Raw genomic sequence first — 17534 nt, forward strand, 5'->3', positions numbered from 1 at the left:
CATGCTGAAAAAACTCTTTCTCTTCGCACTGGCGGCCTGCACCCTTGCGGCCTGCAACAAGGACGAGGGCACGGGCCTGCCCTACGACTACGTCTACCTCAAGGAGAACACAAACATCAGCGAGGGCCATCTTCAGGGCCGCAACATGCACTTCTACGGCACCTCGACGGTAACCGACGCCGCAGGCGGGGTCTTCACCTACCGCAAGGCGCACTTCGAGCTGGCGGGGCTCGACGACTTCCATCTCTACATGCACAAGACGCGCTTCGCCGCGGATATGCCGGGCGTCGAGATGCGCATTCCCGACGTACCGTACACACCGACCGGCGACAAGTCGCTGACGTTCAGCCTCGATGAGGTCATCCCCGAGGCCGAGCGGCCCAATGCCGTGGGCGGCGGTGCCACCTACGTGCCCGTCGAGCAGTACGTCATCACGCAGCTCGCAGGGTCGATCGACAACACCCTCTGCCGCGTGGAATTTACCTGCGCCGGGGTCTATCATGTCGTTTTCGAGGGCAATCTGATCGGAGAAAAGTAAATTTTTTCCTACCTTTACACGGTCGAAAAAAACGTTCATGACCATGAAACCCGAATACAAACCCTTTGTCGATGACCTGATCGAACTCTGCATCAGGGAGGACATCGGCGACGGCGACCACACGTCGCTTTCGTGCATCCCGGCCGACGAACACGGCCGCATGCGCCTGCTCTGCAAGCAGGAGGGCGTGATTGCCGGCATCGAGATTGCGCAGATTGTCCTGCAGCGTCTCGACCCCGAAATGCGTTTCGAGCAGATTCTCCACGACGGCGACCGCGTCAAGCCGGGCGACGTCGCCTTCTACGTCTCGGGACGCCTGCGCTCGCTGCTGCAGGCCGAGCGCATCCTGCTCAACATCATGCAGCGCATGAGCGGCGTGGCGACGCAGACGGCCGTCTACGTCAAGCGCCTCGAAGGGCTCCACACCCGCGTGCTCGACACGCGCAAGACCACGCCCGGCATGCGCGTGCTGGACAAGATGGCCGTGAAGATCGGCGGCGGCGAGAACCACCGCATGGGTCTCTTCGACATGATCCTGCTGAAGGACAACCACATCGACTTCGCAGGCGGCATCGAGAAGGCCATCCGCCGCGTGCGCGCCTACCTGGCCGAGCGCGGCAAGCAGCTGCCCATCGAGTGCGAGGTCCGCTCGCTGGAGGACATCGACAAGGTCTTCGCCGCAGGCGGCGTCGACCGCATCATGTTCGACAACTTCACGCCCGAGATGACGCGCCGCGCCGTCGAGAAGGTCGCCGGACGCTGCGAAACCGAGTCGAGCGGCGGCATCACCCTCGAGACGATCCGCGAGTACGCCGAGTGCGGCGTCGACTTCATCTCGGTGGGGGCGCTGACGCACCAGATCCGCTCGCTCGACATGTCGCTCAAGGCCTGCGAATAAGACCCGGAGACCCCGACCGACGGGGTGCAAAGTGCACGAAGGCTCCATGAGACGGTTTCTGCATACCCCGCTTGCCCTGCTGCTGCGGCGCATCGCACTGCTCTACGTGGTGCTGATGCTCTGCCGCGCGGCTTTTTATGCGGTCAACGCCCCGCTCGTCGGGCCCCTCACGTGGGCCGAGGCGGGGCAGCTGCTCGCCGGGGCCCTGCGCTTCGACACGGCATCAGTCGTCTATGCCGACGGGCTCTTCATCCTGCTCTCGCTGCTGCCGCTGCACGTGCGCGAACGGCGCTGGTACCGCAACCTGCTTTTCGGGTACTACGTCGTCGTGAACACGCTGCTCGTCGTCGCCACGAACCTTGCCGACGCCGTCTACTTCCGCTACACGCAGAAGCGCTTTACGGCCGAAGAGGTCTTCTTCGCCGGGAACGACAACTCGCTGCAGCTCGTCTGGAAGTTCATGGGCGAGAACTGGCCCCTGCTGCTCGTCGCGGCGGCGCTCGTCGCGCTGCTCGTCTTCGGATACGGACGCCGCGTCCGCGAGGAGAGCATGCTGCGAAGCGGCGCGGCCTATTACGTCGGCAGCACGCTGATCCTCGCCCTCGCCGCCGGGTTGAGCGTCGCGGGCATGCGCGGCGGCATGACCCGCGCCACGCGCCCGATCACCCTCTCCGACGCCATGCTCTACACGTCGCAGAGCAGCAAGGCCAACCTGCTGTTGAGCAACCCCTTCTGCATCCTGCGGACCGTCGGAAGCGCCGGCAAGGTCTCCTACCGGAAATATTTTCCCGCAGAGGAGCTCGACGCACACTTCACCCCCGTGCACGCCCCGGCCGACTCTACGGCCGTGCGCCTCGCGGGCCGCAACGTCATGATCTTCATCATGGAGAGCATGTCCGCCGAGCACTCGGCGCACCTGCGCCCGGACCTCTACGCCGACCTGCCCGAAAAGGGCTTCACCCCCTTCCTCGACTCGCTCATGCGCCACGGGCTCTGCTTCCGGCAGATGTACGCCAACGGCACGCGCTCGATCCAGGCCATGCCCTCCGTGCTGGGGAGCATCCCCTCGTTCCGCACGCCCTTCGTGCTGATGCCGCAGTCGCTGGGCCGCAGCCGCCAGCTGCCCGCCATCCTCGCCGACCGGGGCTACGAGACGCTCTTCTTCTGCGGCTCGGAGCACGGTTCGATGGGCTTCGGGGCCTACGCCCGCTCGGCGGGCATCGAGCGGCTCGTAAGCCGCGAGGACTACGAGGCGGCGCACGGCACCGGCGATTTCGACGGCTACTGGGGCATCTGGGACGAACCTTTCCTGCAATACGCGGGCGAGGTGCTGGGCTCCGTGCCCGAACCCTTCTTCGCGACGCTCTTCACCCTCTCGTCGCACCACCCCTTCGTCGTGCCCGACGCGTATGCGGCAACGCTGCCCGCCGGCTACACGAAGATCCACCGCGGCGTGGCCTACGACGACGAGGCCTTCCGCCGCTTCTTCGAACGCTACGGCGGCGAAGCGTGGTTCCGCCGCACGATCTTCGTCTTCGTCGCCGACCACGTCTCCTCCGAGAAGTTCGCCCCCGAGACGCGCACTTACCCGGGGAACATGCACATCCTCGGCTTCCTCTACACGCCCGACGGCGCCCTGCAGGGCGAAATCAACGAAATCACGCAGCAGCTGGACATCATGCCCACGCTGCTGGGGCTGCTGGGCTGCGACGAGGCCTACTTCGCCTTCGGGCGCGACGTGCTGAACGAACCGGAGCGCCCGCGCTGGTCGGTCTCCTACGACGGCGGATTCCGCGCCCTGACGGGCGATGCCATCCTGACCTTCGACGACAACGGGTCGCAGGTCACGACCCGCACCGACCGGGCAGCAACGCCATCGGCCGCCCCGGCAGCGATGCCGGCCGCAGAGGCCCCCTCCGACGGCACGATGGTTGCACCGGAGCAGGCCGGAGAGGCTTCCGCCGCACCGGCAGTCGAAGGAAAGCCGTCGGCTCCGGAAGCGAACCCCGCCGCCCATTCCGCCGAAGAGTTGCTGGACGACTTCCGGGCCCTCGTGCAGCAATACTACATGCACATCGAAAAAAAGAACTATACGACACACGATGATTGAGTTCAAACCCGTGCGTCTCGAAGACCGCGCGGCCATCGAGCGTTACACCATGCGGTCGGGAATCTGCAACTGCGACCTCGCCTTCGCCAACATGTACTGCTGGCAGCAGGTCTATCACAGCGCCTGGGCCGAGATCGACGGATTCCTGGTGATCCGCTTCCGGATCGACGGCGGCGAGAAGATCGGCTACATGCAGCCCGTCGGCGAAGGGGACTTCGCCCCGATCATCCCGACACTCCGCGAAGACGCCCACGCCCACGGACAGCGGCTGCGCATCATCGGCCTGACGGACGAGGGGCGCGAGATGATCCGCCGCATGCACATCGGGCTCTTCGCCTTCGAGTCGGACCGTGCGCTCGAGGACTACGTCTACAACGCCGACGACCTGCGCAACCTCGCCGGACGGCGCTACCAGCCCAAGCGCAACCATATCAACCGCTTTCTGGCCGAATACCCCGACTACCGCTACGAGGAGCTGACGCGCGACCGCTTCGACGAGTGCATGGCGCTCGAACGCGAGTGGCGCCGGGCGCACGAGGGCCACACCTCGGAGCTGTGCGCCGAGCAGCGGGCCATGCAGCGCGGCTTCGAGCACTTCGAGGAGCTGGGCATGCAGGGCGGCTGCATCTACGTCGGTGACCGGCTTGTCGCCTTCACCTACGGCTCGGCGGTCAACGACCACACCTTCGACACGCACGTCGAGAAGGCCGACACGGAGTACGACGGGGCCTTCACGATCATCAACAAGCTCTTCGCCCAACACCTCGACCCACGCTTCACGCTCATCAACCGCGAGGAGGACCTCGGCATCGAGGGGCTGCGGCAGGCGAAACTGTCGTACCACCCCGCCTTCCTGCAGCACAAGTTCACGGCGATCCACCTCCATCCCGACGAGATCGCCTGCAAGGAGCTGTGGCAGGCGGCCTTCGGCGACGACGAGCAGTTCGTCGACTCGTTCCTCATGCGCTACTACAGCCGCCACCGCATGCTCACGGCCGAGTGCGACGGGCGCACGGCGGCGATGCTCCACCTGCTCCCCTTCGAGACGCCGCTCGGGCGCACGACCTACATCTACGGCGTGGCGACCGACCCCGCGTGCCGCCACCGCGGGCTGGCCTCGCAGCTCATGCAGGAGGCGATGCGGCGCATTGCGGAGCAGGGCGACGACGCGGCCTTCCTCATCCCGACCCCCGGCGAGGCGTGGCTGCGCGACTTCTACGGCCGCTTCGGCTTCGCGGGCGACATCTCCGCGACGTTCCGTTCGGAGGACGGCTTCGACTTCGGCACGGGCGATGCGGCAACCGACCGCGCGATGGTCTGGCGGCGCAACACCTCCGCCCCGCTGCCCGACGGGCTCACGGCCGTCTACCGCAGCTGACCGCGCGGACGACAAGATGACAAAGCGCCCGGAGCATCAGCTCCGGGCGCTTCTCTATTCCACTACCCCGCTGTCAGGCGGGCTCGTTTATCATTCATGCCGGTCCGCAAAAGCGGCCAAAGACCGTCCGGGGAGGGGTCTCGGCCCCTGCTATAAAAGCATGGCCGGCTCGACGACGGTTCGGCCCGCCGCTTCGATCCCCCGGGGCAACACCCGTTCGGCACCTTCGCTTCAGTTCCCGGGTCGGCACCCGTTCGGCACCTTCTCCGTTCGGCCCGCCGCTTCGGCTGCCCTACCGGCTGCGGAGGAAGCACTCGATCGTGTTCTCCATCAGGCAGCAGATCGTCATGGGGCCGACACCGCCCGGTACGGGCGTGATGACCGACGCCTTGGGCTCGACGGCCGCGAAGTCCACATCGCCGCACAGCTTGCCCGTCTCGGGATCGCGGTTCACACCCACGTCGATGACGACCGTCCCCTCGGAGACCATATCCGCCGTGACAAACTTCGGGCGGCCGATGGCCACGACCAGAATCTCCGCCCCGCGCGTCACCTCCCCGAGGTTGCGCGTGCGGCTGTGGGTCATCGTCACCGTGGCGTTCTCGTCGAGCAGCAGTTTCGACACGGGCAGCCCCACAATGTTGCTGCGGCCGATCACCACGGCGCGCTTGCCCGCGATCTCCACGCCCGCGGCCTTCAGCATCTTGATGATGCCCTTCGGCGTGCAGGGCAGCGTACAGGGCTGTTTCTGCCACAGGGCCGCCACGTTGAGCGGGTGGAAGCCGTCCACGTCCTTCGCCTTGTCGATCGCGGCGATCACCTTGTCCTCGTCGATGTGTTTGGGCAGGGGAAGCTGCACGAGGATGCCGTCCACCTCCGGATCGGCATTCAGCCCGGCGATGATGCCCAGCAGCTCCTCCTCGGAGATCGACTCGGGCTTGCGGATCGTCGTGTTGCGGATGCCCACCTCGGCCGAGGCCTTCGCCTTGCCCGTCACGTAGCTCACGCTGCCGGGGTCCTCGCCCACGAGGATCACGACCAGATGGGGCACGCGCCCGTATTTCGCGGGGAAGGTCCGCACCTGCTCCGCCATTTCGGCCTTCAATCGGGCCGAGAGTTCCTTACCACTGATAATCATACTTTTTCGGTGTTATTGTTTGTCCAGTGCCCAATGTCCGATGTCGCTGCGGTGGAAAAGGTTGTCGCACCCGATGCGGGCGACGTTCTCCAGCGCCACACGCCGTGCCTCGGCAAGTGTCGCGCCCCGTCCCACGACGAAGAGCACACGGCCGCCGGCCGTCACGATACGGTCGCCGTCGGCCTTCGTCCCCATGTGGTAGACCGGGCAGCCGACCGTGTCCAGCCCCCGGATTTCGAAGCCCTTTTCGTAGCTGCCGGGGTAGCCTTTCGATGCCAGCACGATGCCCAGCGTCGCGAAGTCGTGCCAGGACAGCTCGGCATCGCGGCCCTCGGCCACGGCGCAGAAGATGTCGGCGATGTCGCTGCCGAGGCGCGGCAGCACCACCTCTGTCTCGGGATCGCCGAAGCGGGCGTTGAACTCGATGACCTGGATGCCGTGCGGAGTCTTCATCAGCCCGCCGTAGAGCACCCCCTCGAAGGGGCATCCCTCGGCAACCATCGCATCGGCCACAGGCTGCATGATCCGCTCCAGCGCGAAGCGCTCGTCCTCGGCCGTGATGAACGGCAGGGGTGAATAGGCCCCCATGCCGCCCGTGTTGGGTCCCTCGTCGCCGTCGTAGGCCCGCTTGTGGTCCTGCGCAAGGACCATGGGCCAGACACGGTGTCCCGACACGAAGCACATGAACGAGAACTCGGGCCCCTCGAGGAAATCCTCGACGACGACCTTGCCCTCGCCGAACTTGTCGTCGAGCAGCATGTCGCGCAGCGCCGCATCGGCCTCCTCCATCGTCCGGGCGATGACCACCCCCTTGCCGGCAGCCAGTCCGTCGTACTTCAGCACCGCGGGGAAGGGGCGCCCGGCCACGTAGTCGCGGGCTTCGGTATAATCCGAGAAGGCCCGGAACCCGGCCGTCGGGATATTGTACTTCGCCATCAGGCGCTTGGCAAACTCCTTCGAGGATTCGATGCGCGCCGCCGCCCGCGTGGGGCCGAAGATGCGCAGCCCCGCCGCCTTGAAGCAGTCGACGACACCCGCCGCCAATGCCGCTTCGGGCCCGACGACCGTCAGTCCAATGCGGTGTTCGAGCGCGAAGTCGCGCAGCCGCTCGACCTCCGTATCGCGGATCGCCACGCACTCGGCCTGCCGGGCAATGCCCGCATTGCCGGGGGCGCACCATATTTTTTCGACCTGCGGAGAGCGCGACAGCGCATCGACGATGGCATGCTCGCGACCTCCCGAACCGATAACAAGAACGTCCATATAAGGTGAAAGGTGAAAGGTGAAAGGTGAAAAGTAAAAGGTAAAAAGTAAAATGTGAAATGCGGACAGTCTGACCTGCAGAGCGGGATACCGGGAAGCGACATCAACCGATGTCACCCGGCATACCGTCCTCCGGCCGGCTGTCAATGCTTGAAGTGGCGCTCGCCCGTGAACAGCATCGCGATGCCCTTCTCGTTGGCCTTGCGGATCGAATCCTCGTCACGGATCGAGCCGCCCGGCTGCACGATGGCCGTCACGCCGTACTCGGCGGCCAGCGCCACGCAGTCGTCGAAGGGGAAGAAGCCGTCCGACGCCAGCACCAGCTCCTCCGTAAAGCCCGCGGCACGCGCCTGCTTCAGGGCGATCTCGGCCGAGCCGATGCGGTTCATCTGTCCGGCGCCGACACCCAGCGTCCGGCCATCCTTCACCACGACGATGGCGTTCGACTTCACGTGCTTGACGATGTGCCAGCCGAACTCCAGATCGGCCAGCTGCCCGGCGGGCTGCCGCTCGGTCACGCACATCGACGCCTCGACGTGCTTGGTCGTCAGGTCGAGGTCCTGCACCAGCAGGCCACCGTTGACGCTCACGTACTGCCGGCGGTCACTCTCGCCCGGCGTCATGTCGACCTCCAGCAGGCGCAGGTTCTTCTTCGTGCGGAGCACCTCGAGCGCCCCCTGCTCGAACTTCGGGGCCATGATGATCTCCAGGAAGATCGGCTTCATCAGCTCGGCCGCCTCGCGCGTCACGGGGCGGTTCGTCGCCACAATGCCGCCGAAGATCGAGACCTTGTCGGCCTCGTAGGCCTTCGTCCACGCCTCGACGACGTCGCGGCCCACGGCCGCACCGCAGGGGTTCATGTGCTTCAGTCCGACGCAGAACGGCTCGTCGAACTCGCGCACGATGCACAGCGCGGCATTGGCGTCCTGGATGTTGTTGTACGAGAGCTCCTTGCCGTTGAGCTGGCGGGCAAAGGCCAGCGAATAGGGCACGGCATGCCCCTCGCGGTAGAACTTCGCGCTCTGGTGCGGGTTCTCGCCGTAGCGCAGCGTCTGCACGAGGTCGTACTCGAGGAAGAGCTTTTCATTGAGGCCCGCCTGCGTGCGCATCCAGCCCGCGATCATCATGTCGTACTCGGCCGTGTGCGTGTAGGCCTTGGCCGAGAGCTTCAACCGCGTGGCGCGCTCCGTATTGCCGCCCGCACGAATCTCGGCGAGCACCTGCGCATAGTCCGCCGGATCGCACACCACCGTCACGTCGGCCCAGTTCTTCGCCGCCGAACGCAGCATCGACGGACCGCCGATGTCGATGTTTTCGATGGCGTCGGCCATCTCCACACCGGGCTTCGCGATGGTCTCGCGGAACGGATAGAGGTTCACGCACACCAGGTCGATGAACTCGATGCCGTTCTCGCGCAGCGCCCGCAGGTGCTCGGGATCGTCGCGCCGGGCCAGCAGGCCCCCGTGCACCTTCGGGTGCAGGGTCTTGACGCGGCCATCGCAGATTTCGGGGAATCCCGTCACGTCGCTGATGTTCAACACCTCCACGCCGCTCTCGCGCAGCAGCTTCATCGTGCCGCCCGTGGCGATCACCTCCCAGCCCGCCTCGCGCAGGCCCTTTGCAAAGTCAACGACACCCGTTTTGTCGCTGACGCTTATCAATGCTCGCATGTATCTGAATTTTTGTCGTTCGTTTTCCCGTTTTCGGAGCCGCCGTCCGCCAGCAGGCGGCCGATCGTCTCCACATAGAGCGGATGCTCGATCGCGTGCACCCGCCGTTCCAGCTCCGCAAGGTCCCCGTCCTCGTAGGCGAAGGCCCGCTGTGCGATGATGCGCCCGCCGTCGAGCGTCGCATCGACATAGTGGATCGTCACGCCGTAGACCTTGACGCCGTAGTCAAAGGCCTGCTCGATGGCATGCGCCCCGCGGAAGGCCGGCAGCAGCGAGGGGTGGATGTTGATGATCCGCCCGCCGTAGGCGCCGAGCAGCCCGTCGCCCAGGATGCGCATGTAGCCCGCCAGGCAGACCAGCTCGACCCCCGCGGCATCGAGCCGCCGGACGATCTCCCGCTCGTAGTCCGCCTTCGAGGCGTACTCCTTCGCCGCGAAGACGAAGCTCTCGACGCCGTGCGCCGCAGCCCGCTCCACGACCCGGGCCCCGGGCCGGTCGCAGACCATCAGCACCACGCGCGCCGGCAGCTCGCCCCGCTCGCAGGCCGCAACAATGGCCTCGAAATTCGTCCCGTTGCCGCTGGCAAAGACCGCAAGACGCCGCATCGCTACCGGATTACGACACCCTCGGTGTCGGTGACACGTCCGATGACGCTTGCGCGCTCGCCCTGCTCCCGAAGAATCTCAATGGCGCGGTCGGCCTCCGAAGCGTCGAGGGCGATGACCATGCCGATGCCCATGTTGAAGATGTTGAACATCTCGCGGTGGGGCACCTTGCCGTACTTCTCCAGGAAGCGGAAGACGGGAAGAATCTCCCACGTCCCCTCCTCGATCTCCAGTCCCTGCCCGTCGTGCAGGATGCGCGGGATGTTCTCGTCGAAGCCGCCGCCCGTGATGTGGCTGATGCCGTGGACGTCGCACTGCCGGATCACTTCGAGCACCTGCTTCACGTAGATCTTCGTCGGCGTGAGCAGCACCTCGCCCAGCAGTTTGTTCGACAGCTCGGGATAGCTGCGGTGCAGGTCGAAACAGTTGTCGGCGACGATCTTGCGCACGAGGCTGAAACCGTTGGAGTGGACGCCGCTCGAGGCGATGCCGACCAGCACGTCGCCCGCCTTGACCTTCGAGCCGTCGATGAGCTTCGACTTCTCGACCACGCCGACCGTGAAGCCCGCGATGTCGTACTCGCCCGCGGCATACATGCCCGGCATCTCGGCCGTCTCGCCGCCCACAAGCGCGCAGCCCGCCTGGCGGCACCCTTCGGCGACGCCCGCGACGATGGCCTCGATTTTCTGGGGTTCGTTGTGGCCCACAGCCACGTAGTCGAGGAACTCCAGCGGCTCGGCGCCCTGCGCCAGCACGTCGTTGACGCACATGGCCACGGCGTCGATGCCGATCGTGTCGTGCTTGTCCATCTCGAACGCCAGCTTGAGCTTCGTGCCCACGCCGTCCGTGCCGCTCACGAGCACCGGCTCCTTCACGCCGAGCGACGCAAGGTCGAACATGCCGCCGAAGGCGCCGATGTTGCCCATCACGCCCGGCCGTGCGGTCGAAGCCACATGCTTCTTGATGCGCCGCACCACTTCGTATCCGGCTTCGAGGTTCACGCCGGCCTTTTCATAAGATTGTGCCATGAGGTATTCTTTTAGTCTGTTGGTTCGTAATCATTTTTGCTGCTTGTTGGCCGTCTCCTTGGCCGAGTAGAGGTCCGTGGGATAGTGCCCCGTGAAGCAGGCCATGCAGAGCTCGCAGCGGCCGCCCGCCTGGAGCAGCGCCTCGGGGGCGAGGAACTCCAGCGAATCGGCGCCGATCTCCTCGCGCACCCCCTCGCGGTCCTTGCGGGCCGAGATGAGCTCCTCGTAGGTCGAGGTGTCGACGCCGTAGAAGCAGGGGTTGGTCATCGGGGGGCTGGCGATGCGCACGTGCACCTCAGTGGCTCCCGCCTCCTTGAGCATCGTGACGATGCGCCGCGAGGTCGTGCCCCGCACGATCGAGTCGTCGACCAGCACCACGCGCTTGCCCCGCACGATGGTCCGCACGGCCGAGAGCTTCATCCTCACGCCCTTCTCGCGCAGCTCCTGCGACGGCTGGATGAAGGTGCGGCCGATGTACTTGTTCTTGATCAGACCCATCTCGTAGGGCAGGCCGCTCGCCTCGGCATAGCCCATCGCGGCGCTCAAGCTCGAGTCGGGCACGCCGACGACGATGTCCGCCTCGGCCGGGGCCTGCCGGTAGAGCAGCCGGCCCGACTCCTTGCGGTAGGCGTGGACGTTGCACCCCTCGATGTCGCTGTCGGGACGGGCGAAATAGATGTACTCCATGGCGCACATCTCGTGGCGCTTGTACATCGAGTAGTCGCGGCTGCGGATGCCCTGGTGGTCGATCGTGACGATCTCGCCCGGCTCGACGTCGCGCACGAACTCGGCACCCAGCACGTCGAAGGCGCAGGTCTCGCTCGAGACGACCCAGCCGTCGCCCAGCCGCCCGATCGACAGCGGGCGCAGCCCGTACTTGTCGCGGCAGGCGTAGATGCGGTTGGCCGTCATGATGAGGAACGCAAAGGCGCCCTCGAGCATGTTCAGCGCATCGATGATCGAGAAGATGCGCGGCCGGTCGTGGCAGCGCGTCTCCTTCTTGATCAGGTGGGCCAGGATCTCGCTGTCGGAGGTCGACTGGAAGAGGCTGCCCCGGTTTTCGAGGTATTCGCGCAACAGCGCCGAGTTGACGATGTTGCCGTTGTGGGCCAGGGCGAAGTCGCCCGTGTTGTGGCGGAAAAGGAACGGCTGCACGTTCTCGATGCCGCCGCCTCCGGCCGTCGTGTAGCGCACGTGGCCGATGGCCATGCGGCCGCGGAGCGTCGCAAGCTTCGACTCGTCGAAGACCTCGGTCACCAGCCCGCTGCCCTTGATGCGGCGCAGCGTGCCGTCGTCGTCCACGGCCACGATACCGGCCCCCTCCTGTCCGCGGTGCTGCAGCGCGTGCAGTCCGTAGTAGGTCAGCGAGGCGGCATCCGGCACTCCGTAGATACCGAACACGCCGCACTCCTCATGCAGTTCCCTGTCGTTGATCATCTCCATCATCTTATCCGACTACTTTTTTCAAACGGGCCAGAATCTCCTCGTAAGCCTCGCGCACGCGGCCCAGATCGCGGCGGAACCGGTCCTTGTCCAGTCTTTCGTTCGTTGTCATGTCCCACAGGCGGCATGTGTCGGGCGACACCTCGTCGGCGAGGATGATCTCGCCTTCCGGCGTGCGGCCGAACTCGATCTTGAAATCCACGAGCTTGATGTTCATCTTCGCGAAGAGCGCCTTGAGCACCTCGTTGATGCGCGACGTCATGGCGTAGATCAGTTCCAGCTCGTCGTAGGTCACGAGCCCCAGCGCCACGGCGTGGTGGTCGTTGATGAGCGGATCGCCCAGTTCGTCGCGCTTGTAGCAGATGTCGTAGATCGTGTTCGCGGGCTGCGTCCCCTCCTCGATGCCGAGGCGCTGCGCCATCGACCCGGCGATGACGTTGCGCACGATCACCTCGAGCGGGATGATCGTCACGCGGCGGCACAGCAGGTCGCGGTCGTTGAGCGTCTCAAGGTAATGGGTCCTGATGCCTGCCTTGTGCAGCTCGCCGAAGACAAGCGTCGAGATGGCGTTGTTCAGCACGCCCTTGTTCTCGATCGTGGCTTTCTTGATGTTGTTGAACGCCGTCGCCGCATCCGTATAGCGGATGATGATCTTCCCGGGATCGTCCGTCGCAAACACCTGCTTTGCCTTGCCCTCGTAGAGCATTTCAAGCTGTTCCATGTCCTTTGCGTATGTTGTTTTTCCGTTGTTTCGTTACTTCTTTCTGAAATAGGCCACCGCATTCTCGAAGAGCGGCTGGCGCTTCTCGCCGGCGATGTTCCTGAAGAGGTTTTCCTCGTAACGCTCCGTATGGCCCATCTTGCCGAGGATGCGGCCGTCGGGCGAGATGATGCCCTCGATGGCGTAGGAGGACCCGTTGGGGTTGCACGGCGCCTCGGCCGTGGGTTCGCCGTCCGGACCCGCGTACTGGAAGGCCACCTGCCCGTTCTCGAACAACTTGCGGGCCAACTCCTCGCTCACGACGAACTTGCCCTCGCCGTGGCTCACGGCGATCGAGTGGATGTCGCCCACGTGGAATCCGGCGAGCCACGGCGAAGCCGTCGTCGCCACGCGCGTCGAGACGATCTGCGAGATGTGGCGGTTGATGTCGTTGCGGAAGAGCGTCGGCGACTCCTTCGTGACCATGCCCAGCCGTCCGTAGGGCAGCAGACCCGACTTGACCAGCGCCTGGAAGCCGTTGCAGATGCCCAGAATCAGGCCGCCGCGGTCCAGCAATGCGTGGATTTCATCGCGGATATCCTTGTTGTTCAATACATTGACAATGAATTTGGCACTGCCGTCGGGTTCGTCGCCCGCCGAGAAGCCGCCGCTCAACACGAAGATGTGGGCCTGGCGTATCTGCTCCTTCATCCCGGCGATCGAACGCAGGATGTCGTCGCCCGCAAGGTTGCAGAGCACGCCCATGCGCACCTCGGCACCGGCGCGGCGGAAGGCCTTGGCCGTGTCGTAGTCGCAGTTCGTACCGGGGAAGACCGGCAGGAAGACCACCGGATGCTCGACCGCCTCGCCCGGGTAGACGATCCGTTTCGGCGCGGGGTTCGAGGTCATGACCGTGGCGTCGTTGCGCCCCTTGTCGGGATAGACCGTCGCGAAGCGCTCCGTATTGGCGCGGTAGAGTTCCCCGAGCGGCATGCGCTCGCCGCGGACCGTGAGGGCCTCGTCCGCCACGGTGAAGCCGACGAGCTCGGCGCGCGGGAACTCGAGCGTCCCCTCGCACTCGACCAGAATCGAGCCGTAGGCATATTCGTAGAGCCGCGCCTCCTCGATCCCGGTCTCCACGCCGATGCCGTTGCCGAAGGCCATCTTCGCCAGACCCTCGGCCACGCCGCCGAAGCCGACGGACCACGCCGCGAGCACCTTGCCCGAGGCGATGGCGTCGCTCACGAAGGCGAAATTCTCCTTCAGCTGCGCCGTGTCGGGCATGTAGTTCTCCAGCGGCGTATGGCGCACGAGGTAGATGCGGTGCCCGGCCCCCTTCAGGTCGGTCGAGATCACCCGGCGGGCGTCGACCGTCGTGATGCCGAAGGCCATCAGCATGGGCGGAACGTTGATGTGCTGGAAGGTGCCCGACATCGAGTCCTTGCCGCCGATCGACGGCAGGCCCAGTTCGACCTGCATCTTCAGCGCCCCGAGCAGCGCGCTCAAGGGCTTGCCCCACGACTCCGCGTTGCGGGTCATGCGCTCGAAATACTCCTGGTAGGAGTAGCGCATGCGCTCGTAGCGGCCGCCCGCCGCGACGACCTTCGCCGCAGCCTCCACGACGGCATAGGCCGCGCCGTGGTAGGGGCTCCACTTCGCCAGGAAGGGGTTGTAGCCGAAGGCCATGATGCTGGCCGTGTCGGTATATCCGTCGACGGGGAGCTTCTGCACCGAGACCTGCGTCTCGCTGCGCTGCGTGCGCCCGCCGAAGGGCATGAGGACCGTCGAACGGCCGATCGTGGAGTCGAACATCTCGATCAGCCCCCGCTGCGAGAGGACATTGTTGTCACGCAGGTTGGCCTCGAAACGCTCGCGCAGCGTCGCGCCCGGCAGCTCCCGCACGAAGGGATTGCGCTCGGCGACGGCGGCGACACGCGCCTCGGCGTAGTGCTTCGCCCCGGCGCTGTCGATGAACGTGCGGCGCAGGTCGACGACCTTGCGCTCGCCGTTGAACATCCGCATGCGGCCCGTGTCGGTCACGTCGGCCACCTCGACCGCCTCGATGTTCTCCTCGCGGCAGTAGCGCATGAACTCGTCGACATCGCGCGCCTCGACCACCACGGCCATGCGCTCCTGCGACTCGCTGATGGCCAGCTCCGTGGAGTTCAGGCCGCTGTATTTCGTCTTCACGCGGTCGAGGTAGATGTCCAGCGAATCGGCCAGCTCGCCGATGGCCACGCTGACGCCTCCCGCGCCAAAGTCGTTCGATTTCTTGATCAGGCGCGTCACCTCCGGACGGCGGAACAGCCGCTCGAGCTTGCGCTCCTCGGGGGCGTTGCCCTTCTGCACCTCGCTGCCGCACGTCTCGAGCGAGCGGGCGTCGTGCTCCTTCGACGAGCCCGTGGCGCCGCCGATGCCGTCGCGGCCCGTGCGGCCGCCCAGCATGATGATCCGGTCGCCCGGCACGGGACGCTCGCGCCGCACGTTCGAGGCCTTCACGGCCCCGACCACGGCGCCGACCTCCAACCGCTTGGCCACATAGTCGTCGTGATAGATCTCGCGCACGTGCGTCGTGGCCAGACCGATCTGGTTGCCGTAGCTCGAGTAGCCCGCCGCGGCCTTCTTCGAGATGACGCTCTGCGGCAGCTTGCCCGGGAGCGTGTCGCTCACCTTCTGGTAGATGTTGCCCGCACCCGTCACGCGCATCGCCTGGTAGACGTAGCTGCGGCCCGACAGCGGGTCGCGGATCGCACCGCCCAGGCAGGTCGAGGCGCCGCCGAAGGGTTCGATCTCCGTCGGGTGGTTGTGCGTCTCGTTCTTGAACTGCAGGAGCCACCGCTCCGTCCGGCCGTCGACATCCACGTCGACATAGACCGAGCAGGCGTTGTTCTCGTCCGAGACCTCCAGGTCGTCGAGCAGCCCCTGCCGGCGCAGGTAGCGCGCGCCGATCGTCGCCATGTCCATCAGGCAGATGCTCTTGTGCTCGCGCCCCAGCTCGCGCCGCATGCGCAGGTAGAGGGCCAGCGAACCCTCGATCTCCTCCTTGAGGAAGGACTCCTCGACGGTGATGCCCTCGAGTTCGGTCGTGAAGGTCGTATGGCGGCAGTGGTCGCTCCAGTAGGTATCCAGAATCCGCAGCTCCGTCTCGACGGGGTCGCGCCCCTCCTCGCGGAAATAACGCACCACCTCGCGCAGGTCGTCGGCATTCATCGCCAGCCCGTACTGCTTGCAGAAGGGCTCCAGCGCCGCGTCGTCCATCTCACGGAACCCGTCGAGCACCTGCACGCGCTTCACCTCGGCCTGCTCCATGTCGGAGAGCACCGAAAGGTCCTTCTCGCGCGACTCGACGGCGTTGATGTAGTAGTGGCGGATGCGGTCCAGCTCCTCGTCGGTCACCGAGCCGTCGAAGACGAGCAGGCGCGACGAGCGGATGCGCACGTCGGCCGCGGGGTCGATCAGCCGCACGCAGTCGACGGCCGAGGCGGCCCGCTGGTCGAACTGGCCCGGGAGGAACTCCACGGCCAGGTGGCGGCAGCCCGCAAGGTCGCACGTGTCGCTCACCGTGTCGGTCACCACCTCGCCGAAGACGGCATAGCGGCTCTTCTCGAGCAGTTCGGGCGTGAAGCCGAACAGGTCGTAGACGCAGAGCAGCCGCAGGCTCCCGAGGTGCAGGTTCAGGTTGGCGTTCAACTCGCGGCGCAGGCTCTCGGCCTCGACGCGGAAACGGGGTTGTTTTTCAACGAAAATACGGTAGTTCATATACGGTGTTTACGCTTATTTGACAAATCGCGACGCCCACGCCGCCTCGTACTCCGGGGCGGTCATGCCGACAAAGGTGATGTGTCCCATCTTGCGCTTGGGACGGCTCTCGCTCTTGCCGTAGAGGTGGACGTATACGTGCGGCGGACAGGCGGCGGCAACGCGCTGCGCCGCCTCGAGGTCCTGCCCGAGGATGTTTTTCATGACGGTCGGCGCCACCAGCTGCGGCTCCTGCAGCGGCTCGCCCAGCAGGTAGCGCGCCAGTTCGCGGAACTGGTTGGTCGTGGCCCCCTCGATCGTGTAGTGGCCCGAGTTGTGGGGGCGCGGCGCCATCTCGTTGAAGTAGATCTCGCCGCCGCGGACGAAATACTCGATGGCCAGGATGCCGCGGTAGCCGCACGAGCGCATGAACCGCTCGCTCTCGCGCCGCATGCGCGCCAGCACCCCGCCGTCGACCTCCGCCGGGACGAAGCACAGGTCGAGAATGCCGTCGCGGTGGACGTTGCGGCCGATCGGGAAGCTCACGATGCGTTCGTCGTCGGCCACCATCACGATGCTGGCCTCGAAGTCGAAGGGCACGAACTCCTCGAGGATGCACGGCACGGCGAGCAGCGGCAGCGCCCGCGCAAGGTCCTCCTCCGTGCGCAGCACGGCCTGCCCGTGGCCGTCGTAGCCGAGCGTGCGGGTCTTCAGCACGGCCGGAAGGCCAATCTCCGCCACGGCGGCGCGCAGCGACGCCTCGTCGTCCACGGCCGCGAAGCGCGGCGTGCGCAGCCCGTGTTCACGGGCGTTGGTCTTCTCGCGCAGGCGGTCCTGCGAGTCGTAGAGCGGGCGGTAGCCCTGCGGGATGTTGTATTTGCCGCACAGCGGGATGAGGATGTCGCCCGGCACGTTCTCGAATTCGTAGGTCACCACGTCGCTGCGGCGGCACAGCTCCTCGACGGCCGCGGGGTCGTCGAAGCGGCCCACGATGTGGTCGTCGCACACGGCCGCGGCGGGTGCGT

The 17534-nt window shown here is 65.8% G+C and carries 13 protein-coding genes; 4 read left to right on the plus strand and 9 right to left on the minus strand.

The genetic code is table 11. The features are described 5' to 3' along the window. The first annotated feature begins 1 nt into the window (after position 1). Genes Q1Y33_RS08570 through Q1Y33_RS08585 form a run of 4 tightly spaced genes read left to right on the plus strand, consistent with a single transcriptional unit; the run spans position 2 to position 4924 of the window. Positions 2-538 carry a hypothetical protein gene (locus Q1Y33_RS08570; RefSeq protein WP_300799320.1) on the plus strand — a complete coding sequence of 179 codons (537 nt, stop codon included), beginning with the start codon at positions 2-4 and terminating at the stop codon, positions 536-538. Between the two features lie 43 nt (positions 539-581). Then, positions 582-1436: a carboxylating nicotinate-nucleotide diphosphorylase gene (gene nadC / locus Q1Y33_RS08575; RefSeq protein WP_300799321.1), complete on the plus strand. Its 855-nt coding sequence runs from the start codon at positions 582-584 to the stop codon at positions 1434-1436. Between the two features lie 46 nt (positions 1437-1482). Beyond that, positions 1483-3546: an LTA synthase family protein gene (locus Q1Y33_RS08580; protein ID WP_300799322.1), complete on the plus strand. Its 2064-nt coding sequence runs from the start codon at positions 1483-1485 to the stop codon at positions 3544-3546. Further along, positions 3539-4924: a GNAT family N-acetyltransferase gene (locus Q1Y33_RS08585; RefSeq protein WP_300799323.1), complete on the plus strand. Its 1386-nt coding sequence runs from the start codon at positions 3539-3541 to the stop codon at positions 4922-4924. The genes Q1Y33_RS08580 and Q1Y33_RS08585 overlap by 8 nt, the downstream gene beginning before the upstream one ends. Before the next feature lie 292 nt (positions 4925-5216). On the opposite strand, the gene folD is transcribed toward Q1Y33_RS08585, so the two are convergent. From folD to Q1Y33_RS08630, 9 genes are all read right to left on the minus strand, one after another. Next, positions 5217-6062, minus strand: a complete 846-nt coding sequence (folD, locus tag Q1Y33_RS08590) for a bifunctional methylenetetrahydrofolate dehydrogenase/methenyltetrahydrofolate cyclohydrolase FolD (protein ID WP_300799324.1) — start codon at positions 6060-6062, stop codon at positions 5217-5219. Positions 6063-6074: 12 nt separating this feature from the next. After that, the gene (purD, locus tag Q1Y33_RS08595) at positions 6075-7325 is read right to left on the minus strand and encodes a phosphoribosylamine--glycine ligase (RefSeq protein ID WP_300799325.1); all 1251 of its coding nucleotides are present in this window, start codon (positions 7323-7325) and stop codon (positions 6075-6077) included. A 143-nt stretch (positions 7326-7468) separates the two neighbouring features. Continuing rightward, positions 7469-8995: a bifunctional phosphoribosylaminoimidazolecarboxamide formyltransferase/IMP cyclohydrolase gene (gene purH, locus Q1Y33_RS08600; protein ID WP_300799326.1), complete on the minus strand. Its 1527-nt coding sequence runs from the start codon at positions 8993-8995 to the stop codon at positions 7469-7471. Further along, entirely contained in the window at positions 8983-9600 is a 618-nt protein-coding gene (gene purN / locus Q1Y33_RS08605) for a phosphoribosylglycinamide formyltransferase (protein ID WP_300799327.1), read from the minus strand. Before purN ends, purH begins: the two co-directional genes overlap by 13 nt. Before the next feature lie 2 nt (positions 9601-9602). After that, entirely contained in the window at positions 9603-10628 is a 1026-nt protein-coding gene (gene purM / locus Q1Y33_RS08610; RefSeq protein WP_300799328.1) for a phosphoribosylformylglycinamidine cyclo-ligase, read from the minus strand. A gap of 30 nt (positions 10629-10658) precedes the next feature. Continuing rightward, positions 10659-12074, minus strand: coding sequence for an amidophosphoribosyltransferase (purF, locus tag Q1Y33_RS08615; RefSeq protein ID WP_300799329.1), 1416 nt, complete (start codon positions 12072-12074; stop codon positions 10659-10661). Position 12075: 1 nt separating this feature from the next. Continuing rightward, positions 12076-12792, minus strand: coding sequence for a phosphoribosylaminoimidazolesuccinocarboxamide synthase (purC, locus tag Q1Y33_RS08620; RefSeq protein WP_300799330.1), 717 nt, complete (start codon positions 12790-12792; stop codon positions 12076-12078). A gap of 33 nt (positions 12793-12825) precedes the next feature. Then, entirely contained in the window at positions 12826-16530 is a 3705-nt protein-coding gene (locus Q1Y33_RS08625; protein WP_300799331.1) for a phosphoribosylformylglycinamidine synthase, read from the minus strand. 15 nt (positions 16531-16545) lie between these two features. Next, positions 16546-17534, minus strand: a 989-nt coding sequence (locus tag Q1Y33_RS08630; RefSeq protein ID WP_300799332.1) for a 5-(carboxyamino)imidazole ribonucleotide synthase, incomplete at its 5' end; no start/stop codon positions are given.

The organism is uncultured Alistipes sp., from assembly GCF_949296715.1.
Classification (GTDB): Bacteria; Bacteroidota; Bacteroidia; order Bacteroidales; family Rikenellaceae; genus Alistipes.